The following is a 20222-nucleotide window of genomic DNA, read 5'->3' as shown; positions in this document are numbered from 1 at the left end:
GAAAAAAGGCTAGCATCGAGTGCTAGCCAAACATAAAAGTTAGGAAGGGTATTGCTTTTCCTCTAGGCTAACGTCATCGACGCTAGCCTGAGAAATATTATGCGGAAAGCATGAGTGAATCTGCTTTCGCTTCTAAGTTTGAGTTACCCATTAAGAAGTCATCAATGGCAATTGCACATTCACGACCTTCATTAATACAACGTACAACTAGAGACTGACCTGTTCGCATATCACCAGCAGCGAAAACGCCTTTCTGATTAGTCTCAAAACCTTCAGAAGCGACGTTACCGCGCTCGTCCAGTTTAATGTCTAGTTGAGCAAGCACGCCCGTTGGCTCTGGGTGTAAGAAGCCCATAGCAAGGAACGCCATATCACATGGAATAACACGTTCAGAGTTCGCTACTTCATCAAAGCCTGGACGTTCGCCTGGTTTTGCATCTTGCCAAACGATGTCAGCAATTCGTAGACCCGTCACTTGACCTTGTTCGTTACCGATGAACTCTTTGGTTAAGATGTTCCAATGACGTTCACAACCTTCTTCGTGAGAAGTGGTGGTTTTCATGATCATTGGGTATTGAGGCCAAGGCATATTTGCAGGGCGTTTCTCTGGTGGGATCGGCATGATCTCAACCTGAGTAATGCTTGCTGCTTTATGACGGTTTGATGTGCCCACACAGTCAGAACCTGTATCACCACCACCGATAACCACAATGTGCTTATCTTTAGCGTGAAGCTCTTCTGTTTTAAGATCTAAGTCGTTGGCACGGCGGTTGTTTTGACCAAGGAATTCCATGGCAAAATGAACGCCTTTAAGCTCACGACCTGGGATTGGTAAGTCGCGTGGAACCGTAGAACCACCCGTTAGCAATACCACATCAAACTCTTGGCGTAGCTGTTGAGCATTAACATCAACACCGATATGTTGGTTTACTTTAAACTCAACGCCAGCTTCAGCCATTAGGTTGATCTTACGATCAATTACGTCCATCCCCAGTTTGAAATCTGGGATACCGAAGCGAAGTAGACCACCGACTTTCTCGTCACGTTCAAATACCGTTACCGAGTGACCAGCGCTGTTTAGCTGTTCAGCGGCGGCTAAGCCAGCAGGACCTGAACCGATAACCGCGACAGTTTTACCTGTGCGAGAGCGTGGTGTCTTAGGCTTTGCGTACCCTTCACGGTACGCAGTTTCTACAATCGTTTTCTCGATATTACAGATAGTGATTGGGTCTTGGTTGATGCCAAGAACACAGGCACTTTCACAAGGAGCAGGACAAACACGACCTGTAAACTCAGGGAAGTTGTTGGTAGAGCTTAGAATGTTCCAAGCCTCTTCCCAGCTGTCACGGTAAACCGCATCATTGAATTCTGGGATGATGTTACCAATCGGACAGCCGTTGTGACAGAAAGGTACGCCACAGTCCATACAACGAGATGCTTGAGTACTGATCTTTTCACCAAACTCTTCGTTAAGTACGAACTCTTTGTTGTCTTCAATTCGAACTGACGGATCGAGCTTTTTTGGAAGCTCACGACCGTGTTCTAAAAATCCAGTAGGCTTACCCATTATACTGCCTCCACTTCTTCCGTTTGTGCCTGTTGTGCTTCAGCTTTACGCTTCTCCAGAACTGCTTTGTAGTCGCGTGGCATTACTTTAACTAGTGATGCGACACTTACTTCAAAGTTGTCTAGGAAAGACTGAGCAACTTCACTTCCTGTGAATTCAACATGCTTCGTTAGCATATCTAGTAGAAGATCTTTATCTTCTTGTTCAATTGGATCTAAGTCTACAAGTTCTGCGTTGAGCTTGGTTTCGAAGTCGCCTGCTTTATCCCAAACATAAGCGACACCGCCACTCATACCTGCAGCAAAGTTACGCCCCGTTGAGCCAAGGATAATTGCCGCGCCACCTGTCATGTATTCACAACCGTGGTCACCAACACCTTCAACTACAACCTTCGCACCTGAGTTACGAACACAGAAACGTTCGCCAGCCATACCGCGAATGAAAGATTCACCAGAAGTGGCACCGTAGAAACATACGTTACCGACCACGATATTATCTTCCGCAACGATAGATGATTTCGCATCTGGGTACAGTACCAAGGTACCGCCAGACAGACCTTTACCCCAGTAATCGTTCGCGTCGCCTTCTACTTCGAATTTTACGCCTTTCGCAAGGAACGCACCGAAAGATTGACCAGCACTACCGTAGAACTTAACGTTCATTGGTTGTGGTAAACCTTGATCTTTGTAAACTTTCGAAATTTCATTCGATAGCATCGTACCCGCAGAGCGGTCCGTGTTGATTATAGGGAAGGTCGCATTCACGGCTTCGCCTTTCTCAAGAGCTGGAATGGCAGCTTGAATCAGTTTACGGTCAAGAACATCTTCTAGGTTGTGGTTTTGTTGTCTCTGGTTGTAGATACCGTCGTCTTCACGCGCCTGCTCAATGTGCAGTACAGGTGTTAGGTCGAGGTTCTTGTACTTCCAGTGACCGATGTCATCACGAACTTTAAGTTTGTGCGATTGACCAACCATTTCGTCGATAGAACGGAAGCCAAGTTCAGCCATTACTTCTCGTAGGCCTTCTGCCATGTATTGGAAGAACGTTACTACGTCTTCTACGCGGCCGTCGAAACGCTCACGCAGGGTTTTGTTCTGTGTTGCGATACCAACAGGACATGTATTCTTGTGACACTTACGCATCATGATACAGCCTTCAACCACTAGAGCTGCTGTTGCTACGCCCCATTCTTCAGCGCCAAGTAACGTTGCGACTGCAAGGTCACGTGGTGTTTTCATCTGACCATCAGACTGAACAACGATACGGTTACGTAGGCCGTTTTTCAGTAGTGTTTGGTGCGTTTCCGCTAGACCCAGTTCCCAAGGCAGACCAGTGTGACGGATAGAAGACATCGGAGATGCACCCGTACCACCATCAAAACCTGCGATAAGTACCACATCAGCTTTCGCTTTTGCTACACCTGATGCAATCGTACCTACGCCTGCTTCTGATACTAGCTTCACGTTGACACGGCCGTTACGGTTCGCGTTTTTCAGATCGTAGATCAGCTGAGCCAAATCTTCGATTGAGTAGATATCGTGGTGTGGCGGTGGAGAGATAAGACCTACGCCCGGAGTCGAGTGACGTGTTGCACCGATCCAATCATCTACCTTATCACCAGGTAGTTGACCACCTTCGCCAGGTTTCGCACCTTGAGCCATCTTGATTTGCAGCTCATCAGCGTTAGATAGGTAGTAAGACGTTACACCAAAGCGACCAGAAGCCACCTGTTTGATTGCTGAACGTTCCCAGTCACCGTTTTCTTTACGTTCGAAACGAGCTGGATCTTCACCACCTTCGCCTGAGTTTGATTTCGCGCCAATGCGGTTCATTGCAACAGCCAGTGTTGAGTGAGCCTCATGTGAGATTGAACCAAAGCTCATTGCGCCTGTTGCGAAACGCTTAAGGATGTTCTCGATGGGTTCTACTTCTGCAAGAGGAATGGAACCAGCAGGGTTCTTGATGAAGTCCAGTTGGCTACGTAGCGTTGCTGCGTTGTCGCCTTGGTCATCGACTGCTTTTGCGTACTTCTTGAACTGACCGTAATCTTTATTACGCGTCGATTCTTGAAGTAGAGAAATCGTTTCAGGGTTGAATAGGTGCTTCTCACCACGTTGCTTCCACTGGTAAACACCGCCAACATCAAGGATCTGAGCTGGGATTTCACGAGCTGGGTAACCAACTCGGTGACGAACCAGCACTTCTCGTGCGATATCATCGATCGTTAGACCTTGGATACGAGAAACAGTACCCGTGAAGTATTTTTCAACCACTGACTTGCTTACACCAAGTGCTTCAAAGATTTGTGCACCGTGGTAAGACTGTAGCGTAGAGATCCCCATCTTAGAGAAGATCTTCAGTAAACCGCCGTTGACACCTTTACGGTAGTTATCGAATAACTCACGCGGGTGTACGTTTGGATCTAGCTTCTTCGTACGTTGCAGTTCAACAATCGTTTCAATAACTAGGTATGGGTTAACTGCGTTCGCACCGTAGCCGATAAGCGTTGCAAAGTGGTGTGTCTCGCGAGCATCGCCCGTTTCAACCACGATGTCACACTTAGCACGTAGTCCTTTACGGATTAGGTGATGGTGAACCGCGCCAACTGCCAGCATTGCTGGAATAGCGGCGTGGGTAGAGTTAACCGCACGGTCTGTCAGTAGGATGATAGAGTAGCCATCAATCACGGCGTCTTCTGCGTATTGGCAGATACGCTTAAGTGCGCGCTCTAACTTGCCATTGTCTCCGTTTGCTTGGAATACGATATCCAGCGTCTTCGCTTGAAGGTGCTCGTTATCGATTGCACGTAGCTTCTCTAATTCTGAGTTAGATAGCACAGGAGATTCAAGTTCTACTTTTTGACAGTGTTCAGGTGTTTCAGCAAGTAGGTTCTGATCTTTACCTAGGTAAGTGTTCAGAGACATAACCATACGCTCACGAATCGGATCGATTGGCGGGTTAGTTACTTGTGCAAATAATTGCTTGAAGTAGTTTGAAAGGTGCTGCGATTGATGAGAAAGAATCGCTAGCGGCCAGTCAGCACCCATTGCGGAAAGTGGCTCGTAGCCTGTTTTCGCTAGAGGTAGAATGATTTCGTTTACTTCTTCAGAGCTCACACCAAACGATTGTTGTTTGTGAAGTAACTTTTCTGGAGAAGGTTGGTTAAATTCGTTGTTCGCATCCGGTAGCTTTTTCAAGCTCAGAAGGTTCTCTTCAACCCACTTCTCGTAGGGCTGTGCTTTAGCAATACCGTCTTTCACTTCTTCGTCAGAAATGATGCGGCCTTGTTCAAGGTCAGCAACGAATATACGACCTGGTTGTAAACGACCACGGTATTCAACGTTTTCGGGAGCGATCTCAACAACACCAGACTCAGACGCCATCACTAGGAAGTCGTCTTTCGTTACTGTATAGCGAGAAGGACGTAGACCGTTACGGTCAAGTGTTGCACCAACTTGAACTCCATCAGTGAAGCAGACAGAAGCTGGGCCATCCCATGGTTCCATTACGTTCGCGTGGTACTGGTAGAACGCACGACGAGTTGGATCCATGTTTTTGTTTTCTTGCCATGCTTCAGGGATCATCATCATTAATGCGTGTGGCAGAGTACGACCTGAAAGAACAAGTAGCTCAAGCGCCATATCGAAGTTTGATGAATCCGAGCTGCCTTCCTGACAGATAGGAAGCAGCATGTCGATTTCAGCTTGTGTAAACAGATCCGACTCTAGGATTGCTTCACGTGCTTTCATCCAGTTTAGATTGCCGCGAACCGTATTGATTTCGCCATTATGAGCGATGTAACGGAAAGGCTGAGCCAGACGCCAACGAGGGAATGTATTGGTAGAGAAACGAGAGTGTACAAGTGCTAGAGCTGTCACCATAGTTGGGTTTTGCAGGTCTAGGAAGTACTGAGGAACTTGTTCTGTTGTTAGCTGACCTTTGTACACTAATGTCTTGTAAGACATAGAGTTGATGTAGAAGTCGTCACCGATGTTTGACACGCTTTCTAGGCATACACGAACCGTGTAGTTACGTAGAACATACAGTTTACGCTCAAGCTCTTCTGGTGTGATACCAGGGCCGCCAGAAATAAATACGTGTTCAAATTGAGGTTCAGTGCTTAGTGGGTCAGCACCAATCATTGAATTGTCAGTTGGAAGTTCACGGTAACCGATAACTTCTAACTCAAGGCGCTGTGCATTGCGTTCTAGAATGTCACGACACTGTGCACGTTTGTATTCATCCTTAGGGAAAAGTACAACACCAACACCATATTTTTCAAAAGATGGCAGTTTAATTCCAAGCTTTACGGCTTCTTCTAGTAAGAATTCGTGTGGCTTCTGTAGCAGGATACCTGCACCATCACCAGAACACGGATCACAGCCTTGGCCGCCACGGTGTTCCATACGTGCAAGCATATCGAGTGCTTGAGTTACTACATCATGAGATTTACGATTCTTTAGATGCGCAACAAAACCGATACCACAAGCGTCATGCTCCAATTCAGGAGTATACAGACCCTGTGAGTTCTGCTCTTGATCTACCATAGATACATCCTTCCAGTTAAATCTAGGCGCAACTTTTTTGTATAAAGTCAGCCTTGTCCTTTTATATTTATGAGTCTAAACCTGCCTGTGTTGGCGGTTTGAATCCTTTCCGTATCTCGCAGGAAAAGTATTGCGAGAAAAACAATCCTTAGTGATATCCGTTTATTTTTTACCACAAACTAGTGGTTTATATAGGTGGGGTATGGATATCACCGACTTATTGGCAAGTTTTCGATGTAAGTAAACACTCAGAATTAGCCAATATGTGTAAGTATCCTACAATTTTGTCTAGGCGAATTGCAATGAAAGTTAACCGATGTAGACCATTTTTTTCGTTTTGTTTTGAATTTAATGCCTAACAAATGTGCAACATTAGGCAAATAGAGCTTATTTTTTGCATGTTTATTGATATTTGATAGGTTGCTCGCAAAAATCCTTGAGTAAACTAATTGGTCGAATTTTGCAGGGATGTAATTTTTTTTCAAAAAAAAAGACTGATATTCATTCTTATTTACTTGAGTGCTTTGAAAATATGCAATTACACGAGTTAGTTAATACTATCGGCCAAGATCTCCAACGCCGTTATGGCGAAAAGGTCCACAAGCTAACGCTTCACGGTGGATTTAGTTGCCCAAACCGAGACGGGACAATTGGCCGTGGCGGTTGTACCTTCTGCAACGTCGCTTCTTTTGCTGATGAACAAACTCAAGTTCAAAGTATTGCTGATCAATTAACTGCTCGTGCGGGTGAAATCGCTCGTGCCAAGAAGTATCTTGCTTATTTTCAGGCGTACACCAGTACTTACGCTGAGGTGCAGGTACTCAAGAATATGTATGAAGAGGCTCTAAAAGCACCCGGAGCAGAGATTGTTGGCCTTTGTGTTGGCACGAGACCAGACTGCGTGCCGGATGCGGTACTCGATCTGCTCGCGGAATACGTTAAGCAAGGCTACGAAATTTGGCTAGAGCTCGGTCTGCAAACAGCCAATGATAAAACCCTCAAGCGAATTAACCGCGGACACGATTTTACTGTGTATGAAACGATCACCCAGCGCGCACGTGCTTTAGGAATCAAGGTATGTACTCACCTTATTGTCGGCCTGCCCAAAGAAACCAAAGCGGATAACCTTGAAACTCTAGATAAGGTATTAGCGGCTGGCACTGATGGTATCAAGCTTCACGGGCTTCATATTGTTGAAGGCAGTACCATGGCTAAAGCCTGGAAGGTAGGAAAGCTAGAAGCACCAAGCCTTGAGGAGTACATTGACATCGCGAGTGAGATCATTCAACGCACACCAGCGGACGTGGTTTATCATCGTGTATCTTCTGCGGCGAGACGCCCGACATTACTCTCCCCTTTATGGTGTGAGAACCGCTGGTTGGCGATGACTGAGATTGGTCGTTCGCTTGACAAAACCGGCGCACAAGGCATTAAAACAGGCTTTGCATTCGAGTACACACAACCTGTTTTAAACGCGACCAATTGATAGGAATGGGTGACTGTAGGTAACAGCAGATAAAACCAACAAATAGTGGTAACATTTCCCTCACAGAATTTATAAGTATAGATTGAGAGCTGATGGAACTGGTAATGACTTGGTTATGGGATAGGGCGTATGGCTACGGTATATATATCGTTGTTCTATTGCTGATAGGTCTTATCTGCTGGCATTTTTATTTACGTTACCAGTCACATATTGAACAGCTTCTTCTCGCTACGCCTTCACCGCTTTATTTTGTTGACATCCGAAGTGGCGAGATCTTGTACGCCAATCGCCAAGCCATGCAGTTGCTTGGCATCCGCCAAATCGGTACTCACTTTCGTTTTCCTACAGTGGAAGCTGAGAATAGTTTTCGTCATTACCTCACTGATCACATCAACTCTCGAACGTTTGAGTATCTCTCGTCCTGGGTTCTTTCTGAATTTGAATCTTTTAAGATCAACTTGGTGGGTCGTAAGATCCACTTTAGAAGTAGGAAGGCTTGGATGATACATGCTTCTCCTTATAAAAGTACCAACGAAGAGCTTTCCCAAGAGGTTCGTGATCTCAATGTTGCTCGTACCGCTTTGGATTCATTATCTGAGTTGGTCTATGTCATCGATCAAAAGGGTGAATTGGTCGCGAGTAATCGTGCGTTTAAAAAGTTTTGGCATGGTCGTCCTGAAGAGGGCACTTTAAGTGTGTCTAGTGGTGCCTTAAAAGGCCGCGTCAGTGAGCGATCATGGACCACAGACCAAGATGGTAAGGGGTGTCTCCTTGAAACTTATCAAAGTGTCTTGCTCTCGCAAAGTGGGGAAACCATAGGTACGCTCTCGATAAGTCACGATGTGACGGATTGGCATGACATGCAGCAACAACTGCGTGGGGAAATGGAAAAGCGTAAAGATACTGAAGTTGCACTTGCACAACGTGACACCATTTTACAAAACATCTTGGAAGCGAGCCCTGACTCGATTGGTATCTTCAACGAAAATATGGTTTACCAGGCGTGTAATAAGCCATTTGTGGCAGCGTTGGGTATTTCTGAAGTCAGTGACTTAGTGGGTAAACGTCTACAAGACGTAGTACCAAATAGTATTTATATGCGCGTCTCAGAGACTGATCACCAAGTGCTTCATCAAGGTAACTCGTTGCGTTACATCGACAAACTGGTTTCAAGTGATGGAGAGTTTACTTGGTATGACGTAGTCAAATCACCCTTTAGGGATCCTGCATCGAGTACCAATGGTGTATTGATCATGGCGCGTGATATCACCGAACGTTACCTCGCAGAACAGAAGCTTGAAGAAGCTAACCTTGAACTTGAGCGTCTCAGTTTTATGGACAGTTTAACTCAGGTGTCCAATCGACGTCGCTTCGATGAGCAGCTGTCTACATTGTGGCATCATCACGTACGTGAGAAATTGCCGTTGACGATCATGCTGTGTGACATCGATTTCTTTAAAGGCTATAACGACTTTTATGGACACCAACAAGGTGACGATGCCCTGATTCAGGTTTCTCAGGCATTCAAGCAGGTGCTTAACCGTTCATCTGATTGTGTGGCTCGATATGGTGGTGAAGAGTTTGGCTTTATTCTCCCGAACACAACCACAGAAGGTGCGCTTATGGTGGCTCAACGAATTCATGATGAAGTGCAAAAACTAGGACTCGCTCATGAGAAGTCTACTGTGTCTGACTCCATCACGGTGAGTATTGGTATTGTCTCTTATATACCAACGCCTGATGACGAAATGGAGTCTGCTGTTGCCTTGGCTGACAGTGCGTTATATCAAGCGAAATCTGATGGTCGAAATCGTTCGATAGTGCATCCATACTCTATTCACTAACTTTATAGAATGGGTAATTTAGTGACTCCGTCTTTTTCTTGTTTAGCATTGATATTACTTGGTTAATATTTATGTGGTTTGGCTAGTATTGATATTGCTTGGCTAGTATAAATATTGGCTGATTAACCTTCGATATTACCGCGAATCTCTTGCTGCGTGTGATGTAGCTAGCTTACCTACTATCTTCAAACAGGGTAGAATGTAGCTAGTCTTATCGCATGGAGCGCTAAATGAAACCCATGAAAAATCTCGCTCAGTATTACGTGGATCTACTCGTAAAACTGGGGATTGTCCGCTTTTCTATCTTACTCGCCTTAGCGCTTGTTGCTCTCGCTGTTGTTGTGCAAGTCGGTATTACCCTCGCACTCAAAGGCAATGTTGATGACATCGACATTGTTCGTTCGGTTTTCTTCGGTTTAGTCATCACGCCTTGGGCGGTTTATTTTCTATCAGTGGTCGTTGATCAGCTGGAAGAGTCTCGTCAAAGGTTGGCGAAACTGGTCTCTAAGCTTGGCGACATGCGAGAGCGAGATCAAGAACTCAACAATCAACTGCAGCTCAATATTGAAAAACTGAATCAAGAAATTGAAGATCGCGAAAAAGCGGAAGAAGCGCGTGCAGAAGCAATGCATGATCTTGAGAATGAAGTGTTCCAGCGTGAACGAACTCAGCTTGAACTCGCAGAGCGTACGGCGCTGCTGCGCTCGTTTATCGACGCCTCGCCTGACCTCATTTATTATCGCAATGAAGATGGTGTGTTTTCTGGTTGCAACCGAGCGGTTGAAGAACTCACGGGCAAAACAGAAAAAGAGCTAGTCGGTTTGACGCCTTGGGATGTTTACAGCAAAGAGGTCGCTCAACAAGTTGTTGAAACTGATAAGAAAGTCTTTGCTGACAACCAAGCTTTGACCTATGACCAATGGCTTGAATACCCAGATGGACGTAAGAGTTACTTCGAACTGCGTAAGGTGCCTTTCTACAGTAAAGATGGTCGCCACCTTGGCTTGGTTGGTTTTGGTCGTGATATTACCGAGCGTAAAGAGCACCAAGAATCACTAGAGAAAGCCAGCCGCGATAAGACCACCTTTATCTCAACCATTAGCCACGAGCTAAGAACACCGCTCAATGGCATCATCGGCTTGAGCCGCATGTTATTGGATAGCCAGCTGACGACAGAGCAGCGTAAGCAGATGCAAACCATCAAGGTGAGCGCGGTAACATTGGGTAATATTTTTAACGATATTATCGACATGGATAAGTTCGACCGCCGTAAGCTTGAGCTATTCCCAACCCCTATCAATTTTGAAGATTTCGTTGTTGAGATCGAAAGCATTTCTGCGTTAATGGCAGAGCAGAAAGGGTTGAGGTTTGATCTAGAAAGATTGTCCGATCTCCCATCTGCAGTTGAGGTGGATGGTACTCGTCTTAGACAGGTATTGTGGAATCTTGTAAGCAATGCGATGAAGTTCACCAAAGATGGTGGTGTCGTGATGACGGTCAGCGCTGAAATTGATGGCGATTTTGCTAACATCACGATGGAAGTAGAAGATACCGGGATTGGTATCCCTGAAAGTGAAATCGAGAAGATCTTCGCGATGTACTATCAGGTGAAATCGGGAACAGACAATTTACACGCTGTCGGTACCGGAATTGGTCTTGCTGTATCTCAACAGCTGATCAATATGATGGATGGTCACATTGAAGTCACCAGTGAAGAGGGTTTTGGTAGTACCTTTACGGTTTCGATTCGAGTTCCAGTTAATCACGATACTCAGGCTTTGATCAAAACGCCAAGAAAGCAGTCCAACCTTAAGATTTTCATGGTCGAAGACATTGAGCTCAATATCACAGTAGCTCGTTCTTTACTTGAAAGCCTAGGGCATGAAGTGACAGTCGTCATGACGGGTAAAGAGGCACAAATCGTTTTCAACCCGAAAGATTATGACTTGGTATTACTGGATATCCAGTTACCAGATATGACTGGTTTCGACATTGCCCAATACTACCGCGAGAAATATAGCCAATTGCCGCCTTTGGTGGCATTAACCGCGAATGTATTAAACAATAAGCAAGAGTATTTCCAGAAAGGTATGGATGAAGCGATCAGTAAACCACTGTCGGTTCGTGCAATCCAGGATGTCATCAGCGAGTTGATTGAGGATGCCCCAGAGGTTATTGAGAAAGCCGAGGGCATTGATACAGTAAAGGATGTTGAAAAAGTAGCAGGTGTTGAGAAAGTAACAGCGAGTAAGCCGGCTCTTTCAACGATTGATACCACTTTGCTTGATATTGATATGCTAGAGTCTTATGTTGACATTGTCGGGTCGAAACCTGTTTTGGATAGTATCGTGATGTTTGAAGATATGATGCCGGAATATATGGAAATATTGAATTCCAATATGGTTGCGAAAGATCAAGACAGTATCGTTTCTGAGGCACACAAGATTAAAGGTGCAGCAGGTTCCATTGGCCTGAAACGCATACAGCAAGTTGCTCAGAAAGCTCAATCTCCAGATATGCCTGCGTGGTGGGAGAACATTTCAGATTGGGTTGATGAAATAAATAACGAATACCAAAATGATATTGAAGTCTTAAAGAGTTGGTTAAATCAAAGGTAGAAGAATAATGAAAAAATTAGCATTCGCCGCATGCGTTGTGGCATTAGCGGGTTGTTCTGCACCACAAGTTGAATGGCAGCAAGACAATCAAGTCGAAGTATCTGCAGCGACAGTCACAATGAAAAGCAACCTGTGGCACAACAAAATGCCTACGATTGGGGAGGCTCAAGATAAGACTCTACATGGTGCTATCTACCTAGAATCTGACTCACAATTACCAGCAACACTTGCGGTTGAGAGTGTGACGGTTAAACAGGGTGCAGATACCTTGTTGGTAACAGCTGACGATCTAGATTTAAGAACACACAGTGAAACGCAGTGGGAAGTTGCTTTTGTATGGCAGTTAGAGATCGACAGTGATAAGCCTGTTGATGTTGCGATTGAACTCAAAGATGGCGAAACCGTGAAGTGGTTAGTCGAGAAAGACGTTAAGGTAGATACGGTTTACTAAAGCCTTAGCGAACAATGAACAATAAAAAAGGGAGAATGCGTTGGCATTCTCCCTTTTTAATAACGATTGATCACGCTTCGATTGCTAGAAGTACTAACTGGTTAGAAGTGCTATCGGTTTAGAAGTGCTAATCGACGGCAAGAACTAAACGGCCAGAAGCGCGAATCGAATTAGTCTTCTAGGTCACCACAAAAGCGGTAGCCTTCACCGTGAATCGTCGCGATGATTTCTGGCGTACCAGAAACAGATTCAAAGTGCTTACGAATACGACGGATTGTTACGTCTACAGTACGATCGTGTGGCTTAAGCTCACGGCCAGTCATCTTCTTAAGAAGGTCTGCACGTGTTTGGATCTTACCTGGGTTCTCACAGAAGTGAAGTAGAGCACGGAACTCTGAACGAGGTAGCTTGTAGCCTTCGCCATCTGGGCTAACCAGAGAACGACTGTTGATATCTAGTACCCAACCATTGAACTCGTACTTCTCAACGCTACGCTTTTCTTCTTGAACAGAGCTTGTGCTCATTGAACGGTTAAGAAGGTTACGTGCACGAATAGTCAGTTCACGAGGGTTGAAAGGCTTAGTGATGTAGTCATCTGCGCCGATTTCTAGGCCAAGGATCTTATCAACTTCATTATCACGACCAGTTAAGAACATAAGCGCTACATTTGCTTGCTCACGTAGTTCACGCGCAAGTAGTAGGCCATTCTTACCTGGAAGGTTGATGTCCATAATTACAAGGTTAACTTGGTTGTCAGATAGCACTTGGTGCATCTCTTCACCGTCGCTAGCCTCAAAAACAGCATATCCCTCTGCTTCAAAAATACTCTTTAGAGTGTTACGAGTTACTTGCTCATCTTCAACGATAAGAATCTGCGGGGTTTGCATTTGGCGGTACCTAAATTTGTGACGAAACTGTGCTAATAGAATAAATTCTAGGCAAAAACATAACATACAGGTAATGTAATTTTGATGATAACTTAAAGTTTTCAAAAAAACACTTACTTCCAGCTATCTGCCTTCCTTGAAGTATTGCCCAATAACGTAGATCCAGTACGCCTTTCAATCATTCTTTTAGTGATTTAAGAGGATTCTATAATGTTAACAGCATGCTAACAACGCGAGAATGTTAATTCCATTCACTTTGTTGATTTACATCAATTGCCGTATCGCAACAAACTTTAATAGTATGGCTACAACTTAACCAATGTTATGGTGACTATTTAGCACCAAAATAAGAATGATTATTCGAGATGTTTCGCACATCTTGCTTGCTAAAGACCGGACTATGAACCAAGGAAGCTGAAAGCTATCCTTAGAGTCTAGTAGATAAATATGCTCAATCAACTTTTATTTCGTATTAAATTGGGCATAGAGCAATGAAAACAAAGGATTAATTTTAATAATATATAAAAGCATAGAGGCTCACCTGACTTAATAGGTTTGCCTTACTCACGGAGGATATATGCACGATATAACACCTGACTTATGTGATGAGTTTGAAAGCAAAGTCACGCTACTGAATATGCCATTACAGAACTTCGGCCAGCGTGGTGCGTTCTGGGGGAAAATTGTAACAGTTCGTTGTTATCACGATAATTCCAAGGTTCGTGAGGTTTTAGAGACCGATGGCTGCGGCAAAGTACTCGTTGTAGACGGTAATGGCTCGTGTCAAAAAGCGTTACTTGGCGACCAATTGGCTATTCTAGCCATCGAAAATGGTTGGGAAGGCGTCATTGTGAATGGTGCGGTGCGTGATGTTGCGATGATGGCGCAGATGGATCTTGGTATTCAAGCTCTCGGAGCCTCTCCATTTAAAACCGAGAAGCACGGTGTTGGGCAAGTGAATGTGACGCTCTCTATACACAATCAACTGATTCAGCCCGGTGATTACATTTATGCCGATTGGAATGGTGTGTTAATTTCAACGGAATTGTTGATTGAATCTTAACGGGCTCATCGATAAAGAAGTGGGATAGATTAGAAGCGAAACCCTAATCCTACCTCAACACCTTGTTGCCACTCTTCATAATCAAGGGTGGCATGCATATCTAGATTGTCGGTTAGCTGCACGCGGCTGGAAAGCTCTGCGGCTACCGATTTATCACTGTCTTCTGTTTCATTGTTATAGGTGTGTAGAGAGCTGTTGAAAGAGACTCTTTCGGAAAACTGATAACTAACACCACTCAAGAATCCACTCTCATATTTCAGTGCAGCAGTGTTGATTCGTGTACCGACATAAAGATCCACATCAGAAAACAAGCTATAAGAATAACCACTGTCTACTGTCCAAGTATCAAAGCTTTCACTCGATGTACTTTGCGTGGAGATAAAAAACTTATGGGCAGAGCTATCGATTTGACTTGGGAGCAAAGGCAAACTGCTCAGTAGCGGTAAACTGTTAGCTGAACAAACAACAGGCATAGCAAAGACTAAAAGAATAACTAATCTCTTCATTTCCCACTCCTGATGTCATTATTATTGTTTTTCGAACGTTATTGTTCAATTAAAGCACAGGACTTGTATGTTCGCTGTACTATCGATAGAGCATTTTGTTATGACTATATATGCAACTGATTACTTCTGTTTGTTTGATGAGTTAATCCAGTCTCTGAATGGCAGGTTGATGCAGGGTGTTTTATCTCTTAAATGAAGGTTTGCTCTGAAAAACGGTGTGAATGTAAAAAAAACGCAACTTTTCATTGACGCATAGTAGTAAAAATTGATACACGTAGAGTAAAGCACAAGCAGAGAATTTGATATGCAGCATGTAAGCCACATAGTAATGACCACCACCATTATTATTACCGACATTCACATTGTTGGGGCAGGCTGCTAAGTAACGGATTTTAAAAAAAAGGCCTGTATCCAACAAGATACAGGCCTTTTTTTGTACCATTTTTATGACTTATGGAGAAAGGGATGCGCGTTTTAAAGTTTGGAGGTTCATCATTAGCTGATGCAGATCGTTTTTTACGAGCGGCTGATATCATCGCTAATAATGCCCAGCAAGAAGAGCTAGCCGTTGTACTATCGGCTCCAGGAAAAACAACCAATAAGTTGGTCGCTGTTATTGAAGCTGCACTAAAAAACGGTGAAGCTGACACACAGATTTCAGAGATCGAATCATCATTTTCTGCGCTGTTTGCAGAGATTCAAGCGGTATTGCCGTCAGTAGATGGCTCTGCGTTTCAAGAGCAAGTCGATACCTCTCTTGCTCAACTTAAGCAGTTCGTGAATGGTATTAACCTACTGGGCATGTGTCCGAATCACGTAAATGCTCGCATCATTAGTAAAGGTGAGCGAGTTTCAATCCAGCTAATGAAAGCGGTGCTGGAAGCGAAAGGCCAACCAGCAAGCCTGATTGACCCTGTGGAATACCTCTATGCTCAAGGTGATCATCTTGAAGCTATGGTGGATGTGGACATTTCAACTCAGAACTTCCGCCAATCACCGCTTCCTAAAGGTCACGTAAATATCATGCCGGGCTTTACTGCTGGTAATGAAAAAGGCGAGCTAGTAACGCTTGGCCGTAACGGCTCTGACTACTCAGCTGCAGTTCTAGCGGCATGTCTACGTGCTGATTGCTGTGAGATTTGGACTGACGTCGATGGTGTTTACAACTGTGATCCTCGCTTAGTGGATGATGCCCGTCTTCTTAAATCACTTAGCTACCAAGAAGCGATGGAGCTTTCTTACTTCGGTGCTTCAGTTCTACACCCGAAAACAATCGCACCTATCGCACAATTCCATATTCCATGCTTGATCAAAAATAGCTTCAACCCACAGGGTGCAGGCACTTTGATTGGCCAAGACACTGGGGAAGATAACCTAGCGATCAAAGGTATCACTACGCTAAGTGACCTAACGATGGTTAACGTATCAGGCCCGGGCATGAAGGGCATGGTAGGCATGGCGAGTCGTGTATTCGGCGCGATGTCTTCTGCAGGCGTTTCTATTGTCCTTATTACTCAATCTTCTTCTGAGTACAGCATCAGCTTCTGTATTGAATCGGCTGACAAAGTGAAAGCGAAGCAAGTGTTGTCAGACGCGTTTGAACTTGAACTTAAAGATGGCCTATTAGAGCCAGTTGAGTTCATGGATGATGTTGCGATTGTGACGCTGGTGGGTGACGGTATGCGTACTTCACGTGGTGTCGCTTCTCAGTTCTTCTCTTCTTTGGCTGAAGTGAATGTTAACATCGTCGCTATTGCTCAAGGCTCTTCAGAGCGCGCTATCTCTGCGGTTATCCCGGAAGATAAAATCTCAGAAGCAATCAAAGCGTGTCACGAAAACCTATTCAATTCTAAGCACTTCCTTGACGTCTTCGTTGTCGGTGTTGGCGGTGTTGGTGGTGAGCTTGTTGACCAGATCCAACGTCAACAAGGCAAACTGGCTGAAAAAGGCATCGTGATTCGCGTATGTGGTTTAGCAAACAGCAAAGGCTTGCTGCTAGACAGCGACGGTCTACCGCTAGAACAGTGGCGTGATCGTATGTCGAGTGCGACAGAAGAGTTTAGCCTAGCGCGTTTAGCGGCACTTGTTCAACGTAACCACATCATCAACCCTGTGTTGGTTGATTGTACGTCTAGCGAAGGTATTGCGGGGCAATACGCTGATTTCCTAGCGGCTGGTTTCCATGTTGTAACACCAAACAAAAAAGCCAACACGGCAAGCATGGCTTACTACCATCAGCTTCGTGAAGTGGCACGTAACTCTCGTCGTAAGTTGATGTACGAGACAACAGTAGGCGCAGGTCTACCCGTAATCGAAAACTTACAGAACCTAATCTCTGCAGGTGATGAGCTTGAGAAGTTCAACGGCATTCTTTCTGGTTCACTGTCTTACATTTTCGGTAAGCTTGATGAGGGTATGACACTCAGCCAAGCAACCAACATTGCTAAAGATAACGGCTTCACTGAGCCGGATCCTCGTGATGATCTGTCTGGTATGGACGTTGCGCGTAAGCTGCTTATTCTTGCTCGTGAAGCGGGTATGGCACTTGAGCTTGAAGATGTTGAAGTTGACCAAGCATTGCCACCGGGTTTTGATGATTCAGGTACGGTTGACGAGTTCATGGCTCGCTTGCCAGAAGCGGATGCATACTTCAAAGAGCAGTCAGCTATCGCAGCAGAAGAAGGCAAAGTACTTCGTTATGTGGGTGAGATCGCTGAAGGTAAATGTAAGGTTCGTATCGCAGCTGTTGATGGCGATGACCCAATGTTTAAGATTAAAGATGGCGAGAACGCTCTGGCATTCTACAGCCGTTACTACCAGCCAATCCCACTCGTTCTGCGTGGCTACGGTGCAGGTACTGAAGTTACAGCAGCAGGCGTATTCTCTGATGTGATGCGTACTCTTGGTTGGAAATTAGGAGTTTAGGAATGAGTTCAAGTGATATGGATGTTGTCGTTTATGCTCCTGCATCAATCGGCAATGTCAGTGTAGGTTTTGATGTGCTGGGGGCCGCTGTGTCTCCAGTGGATGGCACATTGCTTGGTGACCGAGTAATGGTTAAAGCCGGTGATGAACCATTCTCGCTAAAAACAGCAGGCAGCTTTGTTTCTAAGCTGCCAACTGAAACCAAAGAAAATATTGTCTACGACTGCTGGGTTGTGTTCTCTCGCGAGTTAGACAAGAAAGGTATCTCAGTTAAGTCTCTAGAGATGACGCTAGAGAAGAACATGCCTATCGGCTCTGGTTTAGGATCAAGTGCATGTTCAATTGTCGCGGCGCTTGATGCCTTGAACCGTTTTCATGGCCAACCGTTGAATGAAACTGAACTGCTTGCTCTGATGGGTGAAATGGAAGGTAAGATTTCAGGTGGTATCCACTACGATAACGTTGCGCCATGTTACCTTGGTGGTGTGCAGCTTATGCTTGAAGAATTAGGAATTATTAGCCAAGAGGTTCCATGTTTTGACGATTGGTATTGGGTAATGGCTTACCCGGGCATCAAGGTTTCAACGGCCGAAGCGCGAGAGATCTTGCCTTCTCAGTATCGCCGTCAAGATGTGATTGCCCATGGTCGTCATTTAGCGGGCTTTATTCATGCTTGTCACTCTGGTCAGCCGGAGCTAGCCGCTAAGATGATCAAAGACGTGATTGCTGAACCATATCGTGAGAAACTGCTTCCAGGGTTTGCTGATGCACGTAAATATGCAACGTCAGCAGGAGCATTAGCTACTGGAATTTCTGGTAGTGGCCCTACGCTATTTAGCATTTGCAAAGAACAAGATGTCGCCGAGCGTGTTGCACGCTGGTTAGAACAAAATTACGTACAAAATGAAGAAGGATTCGTCCACGTTTGTCGCTTAGATAAACAAGGTTCGATCGTTACAGGAAGTGAGTTATGAAGCTGTACAACATCAAAGAAAACGATGAGCAAGTCTCTTTTGGCCAAGCCGTTCGTCAAGGTCTAGGCCGTAACCAAGGTCTATTTTTCCCATCAGAGCTGCCTAAGTTCGATGACATCGATGCACTACTTGCAGAGGACTTTGTCCCTCGTAGTTCAAAGATTCTTTCTGCCCTAATTGGTGATGAGTTACCAAAAGAGCAGATTGATCAACTAGTGGATGCGGCATTCCAATTCCCAGCACCGATCAACCAAGTGAAAGACGGCGTTTACGCACTTGAACTGTTTCACGGTCCAACGTTAGCATTTAAAGATTTCGGTGGCCGTTTTATGGCTCAATCTTTGGCTGCGGTTTCTGATGGCGGTCAAATCACTATCTTAACGGCTACATCGGGTGATACTGGCGCTGCGGTTGCACACGCATTCTACGGCATGGAAAACATCAACGTTGTTATCCTATATCCGAAAGGCAAGATCAGCCCACTGCAAGAAAAGCTATTCTGTACGTTAGGTAAGAACATTCATACTGTAGCGATTGATGGCGATTTTGATGCGTGTCAGGCACTAGTAAAAGACGCGTTTGACGACGCTGAACTGCGCAAAGAGATTGGCTTGAACTCAGCAAACTCAATCAACATCAGCCGTTTGATGGCTCAGATCTGTTACTACTTTGAGGCGGCTTCTCAGCTAACCAAAGAGCAACGTGAAAATCTGGTTATCTCTGTACCAAGTGGTAACTTTGGTAACCTAACTGCGGGTCTATTAGCGAAAGCGCTAGGCTTACCAGTTAAACGCTTCATTGCAGCTACCAACGAAAATGACACGGTTCCTCGTTACCTAGAAACAGGTCAATGGGATCCAAAACCAACGGTTGCGACAACATCGAACGCGATGGATGTGAGCCAACCAAACAACTGGCCACGTATCGAAGAGCTTTGCCAACTGAAAGGTTGGGGACTGGATACTTTGGGTAAAGGTAAAGTATCTGATGAGCAGAGTGCTGAATCAGTACGTGATCTAAAAGCTCAAGGTTACCTATGTGAACCTCATGGTGCGATTGCTTACCGTCTATTGGAAGAGCAACTGCAAGAGAACGAGACAGGCCTGTTCTTATGTACGGCACACCCTGCGAAATTCAAAGAAGTGGTTGATGACATCTTAGGTACTGACATTGAACTTCCTGGTCCGCTAGCAAAACACGCGGTGATGGAGTTGTTGTCTGAAGATCTAGATAACGATTTTGAAGCGCTAAAAGCAGTGCTTCGTCGAGTTCAACCGTAACGTACGTCGGTATTGTTGAACAAATAAAAACGGCGCTCAATGAGCGCCGTTTTTGTATTCTAATTCAAGCTCTA

12 protein-coding genes and 1 other annotated feature are annotated in these 20222 nt (G+C 45.0%); of the genes, 8 read left to right on the top strand and 4 right to left on the bottom strand.

Annotation, left to right across the window (positions count from 1 at the left end):
• Positions 1-97: 97 nt before the first annotated feature.
• On the bottom strand, positions 98-1567 hold the full coding sequence (locus tag OCV44_RS12105; protein ID WP_139683846.1) for a glutamate synthase subunit beta: 1470 nt from the start codon (positions 1565-1567) through the stop codon (positions 98-100).
• Positions 1567-6114, bottom strand: a complete 4548-nt coding sequence (gene gltB / locus OCV44_RS12100) for a glutamate synthase large subunit (RefSeq protein WP_135382880.1) — start codon at positions 6112-6114, stop codon at positions 1567-1569. Before gltB ends, OCV44_RS12105 begins: the two co-directional genes overlap by 1 nt.
• Before the next feature lie 532 nt (positions 6115-6646).
• Here gltB and OCV44_RS12095 point away from each other — a divergent pair.
• The 4 genes from OCV44_RS12095 to OCV44_RS12080 all read left to right on the top strand — a co-directional run bounded on the left by OCV44_RS12095 (position 6647) and on the right by OCV44_RS12080 (position 12513).
• Entirely contained in the window at positions 6647-7600 is a 954-nt protein-coding gene (locus OCV44_RS12095) for a TIGR01212 family radical SAM protein (protein WP_139683847.1), read from the top strand.
• A 92-nt stretch (positions 7601-7692) separates the two neighbouring features.
• Positions 7693-9444 (top strand): sensor domain-containing diguanylate cyclase, encoded by a 1752-nt coding sequence (locus OCV44_RS12090; RefSeq protein ID WP_139683848.1) that lies wholly within the window; start codon positions 7693-7695, stop codon positions 9442-9444.
• Between the two features lie 230 nt (positions 9445-9674).
• Complete coding sequence (arcB, locus tag OCV44_RS12085; RefSeq protein ID WP_139683849.1) at positions 9675-12062, top strand: aerobic respiration two-component sensor histidine kinase ArcB; 2388 nt, start codon at positions 9675-9677, stop codon at positions 12060-12062.
• A 7-nt stretch (positions 12063-12069) separates the two neighbouring features.
• A complete protein-coding gene (locus tag OCV44_RS12080; RefSeq protein WP_012603236.1) occupies positions 12070-12513 on the top strand; it encodes a hypothetical protein in 444 nt (147 codons plus the stop codon).
• A 170-nt stretch (positions 12514-12683) separates the two neighbouring features.
• On the opposite strand, the gene arcA is transcribed toward OCV44_RS12080, so the two are convergent.
• A complete protein-coding gene (gene arcA / locus OCV44_RS12075; RefSeq protein ID WP_004741534.1) occupies positions 12684-13400 on the bottom strand; it encodes a two-component system response regulator ArcA in 717 nt (238 codons plus the stop codon).
• A 577-nt stretch (positions 13401-13977) separates the two neighbouring features.
• Here arcA and OCV44_RS12070 point away from each other — a divergent pair.
• On the top strand, positions 13978-14463 hold the full coding sequence (locus OCV44_RS12070; RefSeq protein WP_017098326.1) for a putative 4-hydroxy-4-methyl-2-oxoglutarate aldolase: 486 nt from the start codon (positions 13978-13980) through the stop codon (positions 14461-14463).
• A 29-nt stretch (positions 14464-14492) separates the two neighbouring features.
• On the opposite strand, the gene OCV44_RS12065 is transcribed toward OCV44_RS12070, so the two are convergent.
• A complete protein-coding gene (locus tag OCV44_RS12065) occupies positions 14493-14969 on the bottom strand; it encodes a ribonuclease regulator (RefSeq protein ID WP_139683850.1) in 477 nt (158 codons plus the stop codon).
• A gap of 317 nt (positions 14970-15286) precedes the next feature.
• Positions 15287-15405: a sequence feature (Thr leader region), on the top strand.
• A 29-nt stretch (positions 15406-15434) separates the two neighbouring features.
• On the opposite strand from OCV44_RS12065, the gene thrA reads away from it, so the two are divergent.
• The 3 genes from thrA to thrC are packed head-to-tail and all read left to right on the top strand — an operon-like array spanning position 15435 to position 20148.
• A complete protein-coding gene (gene thrA / locus OCV44_RS12060; protein ID WP_139683851.1) occupies positions 15435-17894 on the top strand; it encodes a bifunctional aspartate kinase/homoserine dehydrogenase I in 2460 nt (819 codons plus the stop codon).
• A gap of 17 nt (positions 17895-17911) precedes the next feature.
• The gene (gene thrB, locus OCV44_RS12055) at positions 17912-18868 is read left to right on the top strand and encodes a homoserine kinase (RefSeq protein ID WP_009848413.1); all 957 of its coding nucleotides are present in this window, start codon (positions 17912-17914) and stop codon (positions 18866-18868) included.
• Complete coding sequence (gene thrC / locus OCV44_RS12050) at positions 18865-20148, top strand: threonine synthase (RefSeq protein ID WP_017098329.1); 1284 nt, start codon at positions 18865-18867, stop codon at positions 20146-20148. Before thrB ends, thrC begins: the two co-directional genes overlap by 4 nt.
• Positions 20149-20222: the final 74 nt, after the last annotated feature.

It is taken from the genome of Vibrio tasmaniensis, assembly GCF_024347635.1.
GTDB classification, from domain to species: Bacteria; Pseudomonadota; Gammaproteobacteria; order Enterobacterales; family Vibrionaceae; genus Vibrio; species Vibrio tasmaniensis.
Note: the sequence above shows the minus strand (reverse complement) of the source record. Positions and strands in the feature narration are given on the sequence as shown.

What these genes read in the sequence shown, in the direction of transcription:
- OCV44_RS12065 (WP_139683850.1), bottom strand. Translation starts at nt 14,969, where the DNA reads ATGAAGAGATTAGTTATTCTTTTAGTCTTTGCTATGCCTGTTGTTTGT.
- OCV44_RS12070 (WP_017098326.1), top strand. Translation starts at nt 13,978, where the DNA reads ATGCACGATATAACACCTGACTTATGTGATGAGTTTGAAAGCAAAGTC.
- thrC (WP_017098329.1), top strand. Translation starts at nt 18,865, where the DNA reads ATGAAGCTGTACAACATCAAAGAAAACGATGAGCAAGTCTCTTTTGGC.
- arcA (WP_004741534.1), bottom strand. Translation starts at nt 13,400, where the DNA reads ATGCAAACCCCGCAGATTCTTATCGTTGAAGATGAGCAAGTAACTCGT.
- thrB (WP_009848413.1), top strand. Translation starts at nt 17,912, where the DNA reads ATGGATGTTGTCGTTTATGCTCCTGCATCAATCGGCAATGTCAGTGTA.
- OCV44_RS12105 (WP_139683846.1), bottom strand. Translation starts at nt 1,567, where the DNA reads ATGGGTAAGCCTACTGGATTTTTAGAACACGGTCGTGAGCTTCCAAAA.
- arcB (WP_139683849.1), top strand. Translation starts at nt 9,675, where the DNA reads ATGAAACCCATGAAAAATCTCGCTCAGTATTACGTGGATCTACTCGTA.
- thrA (WP_139683851.1), top strand. Translation starts at nt 15,435, where the DNA reads ATGCGCGTTTTAAAGTTTGGAGGTTCATCATTAGCTGATGCAGATCGT.
- OCV44_RS12090 (WP_139683848.1), top strand. Translation starts at nt 7,693, where the DNA reads ATGGAACTGGTAATGACTTGGTTATGGGATAGGGCGTATGGCTACGGT.
- OCV44_RS12095 (WP_139683847.1), top strand. Translation starts at nt 6,647, where the DNA reads ATGCAATTACACGAGTTAGTTAATACTATCGGCCAAGATCTCCAACGC.
- OCV44_RS12080 (WP_012603236.1), top strand. Translation starts at nt 12,070, where the DNA reads ATGAAAAAATTAGCATTCGCCGCATGCGTTGTGGCATTAGCGGGTTGT.
- gltB (WP_135382880.1), bottom strand. Translation starts at nt 6,114, where the DNA reads ATGGTAGATCAAGAGCAGAACTCACAGGGTCTGTATACTCCTGAATTG.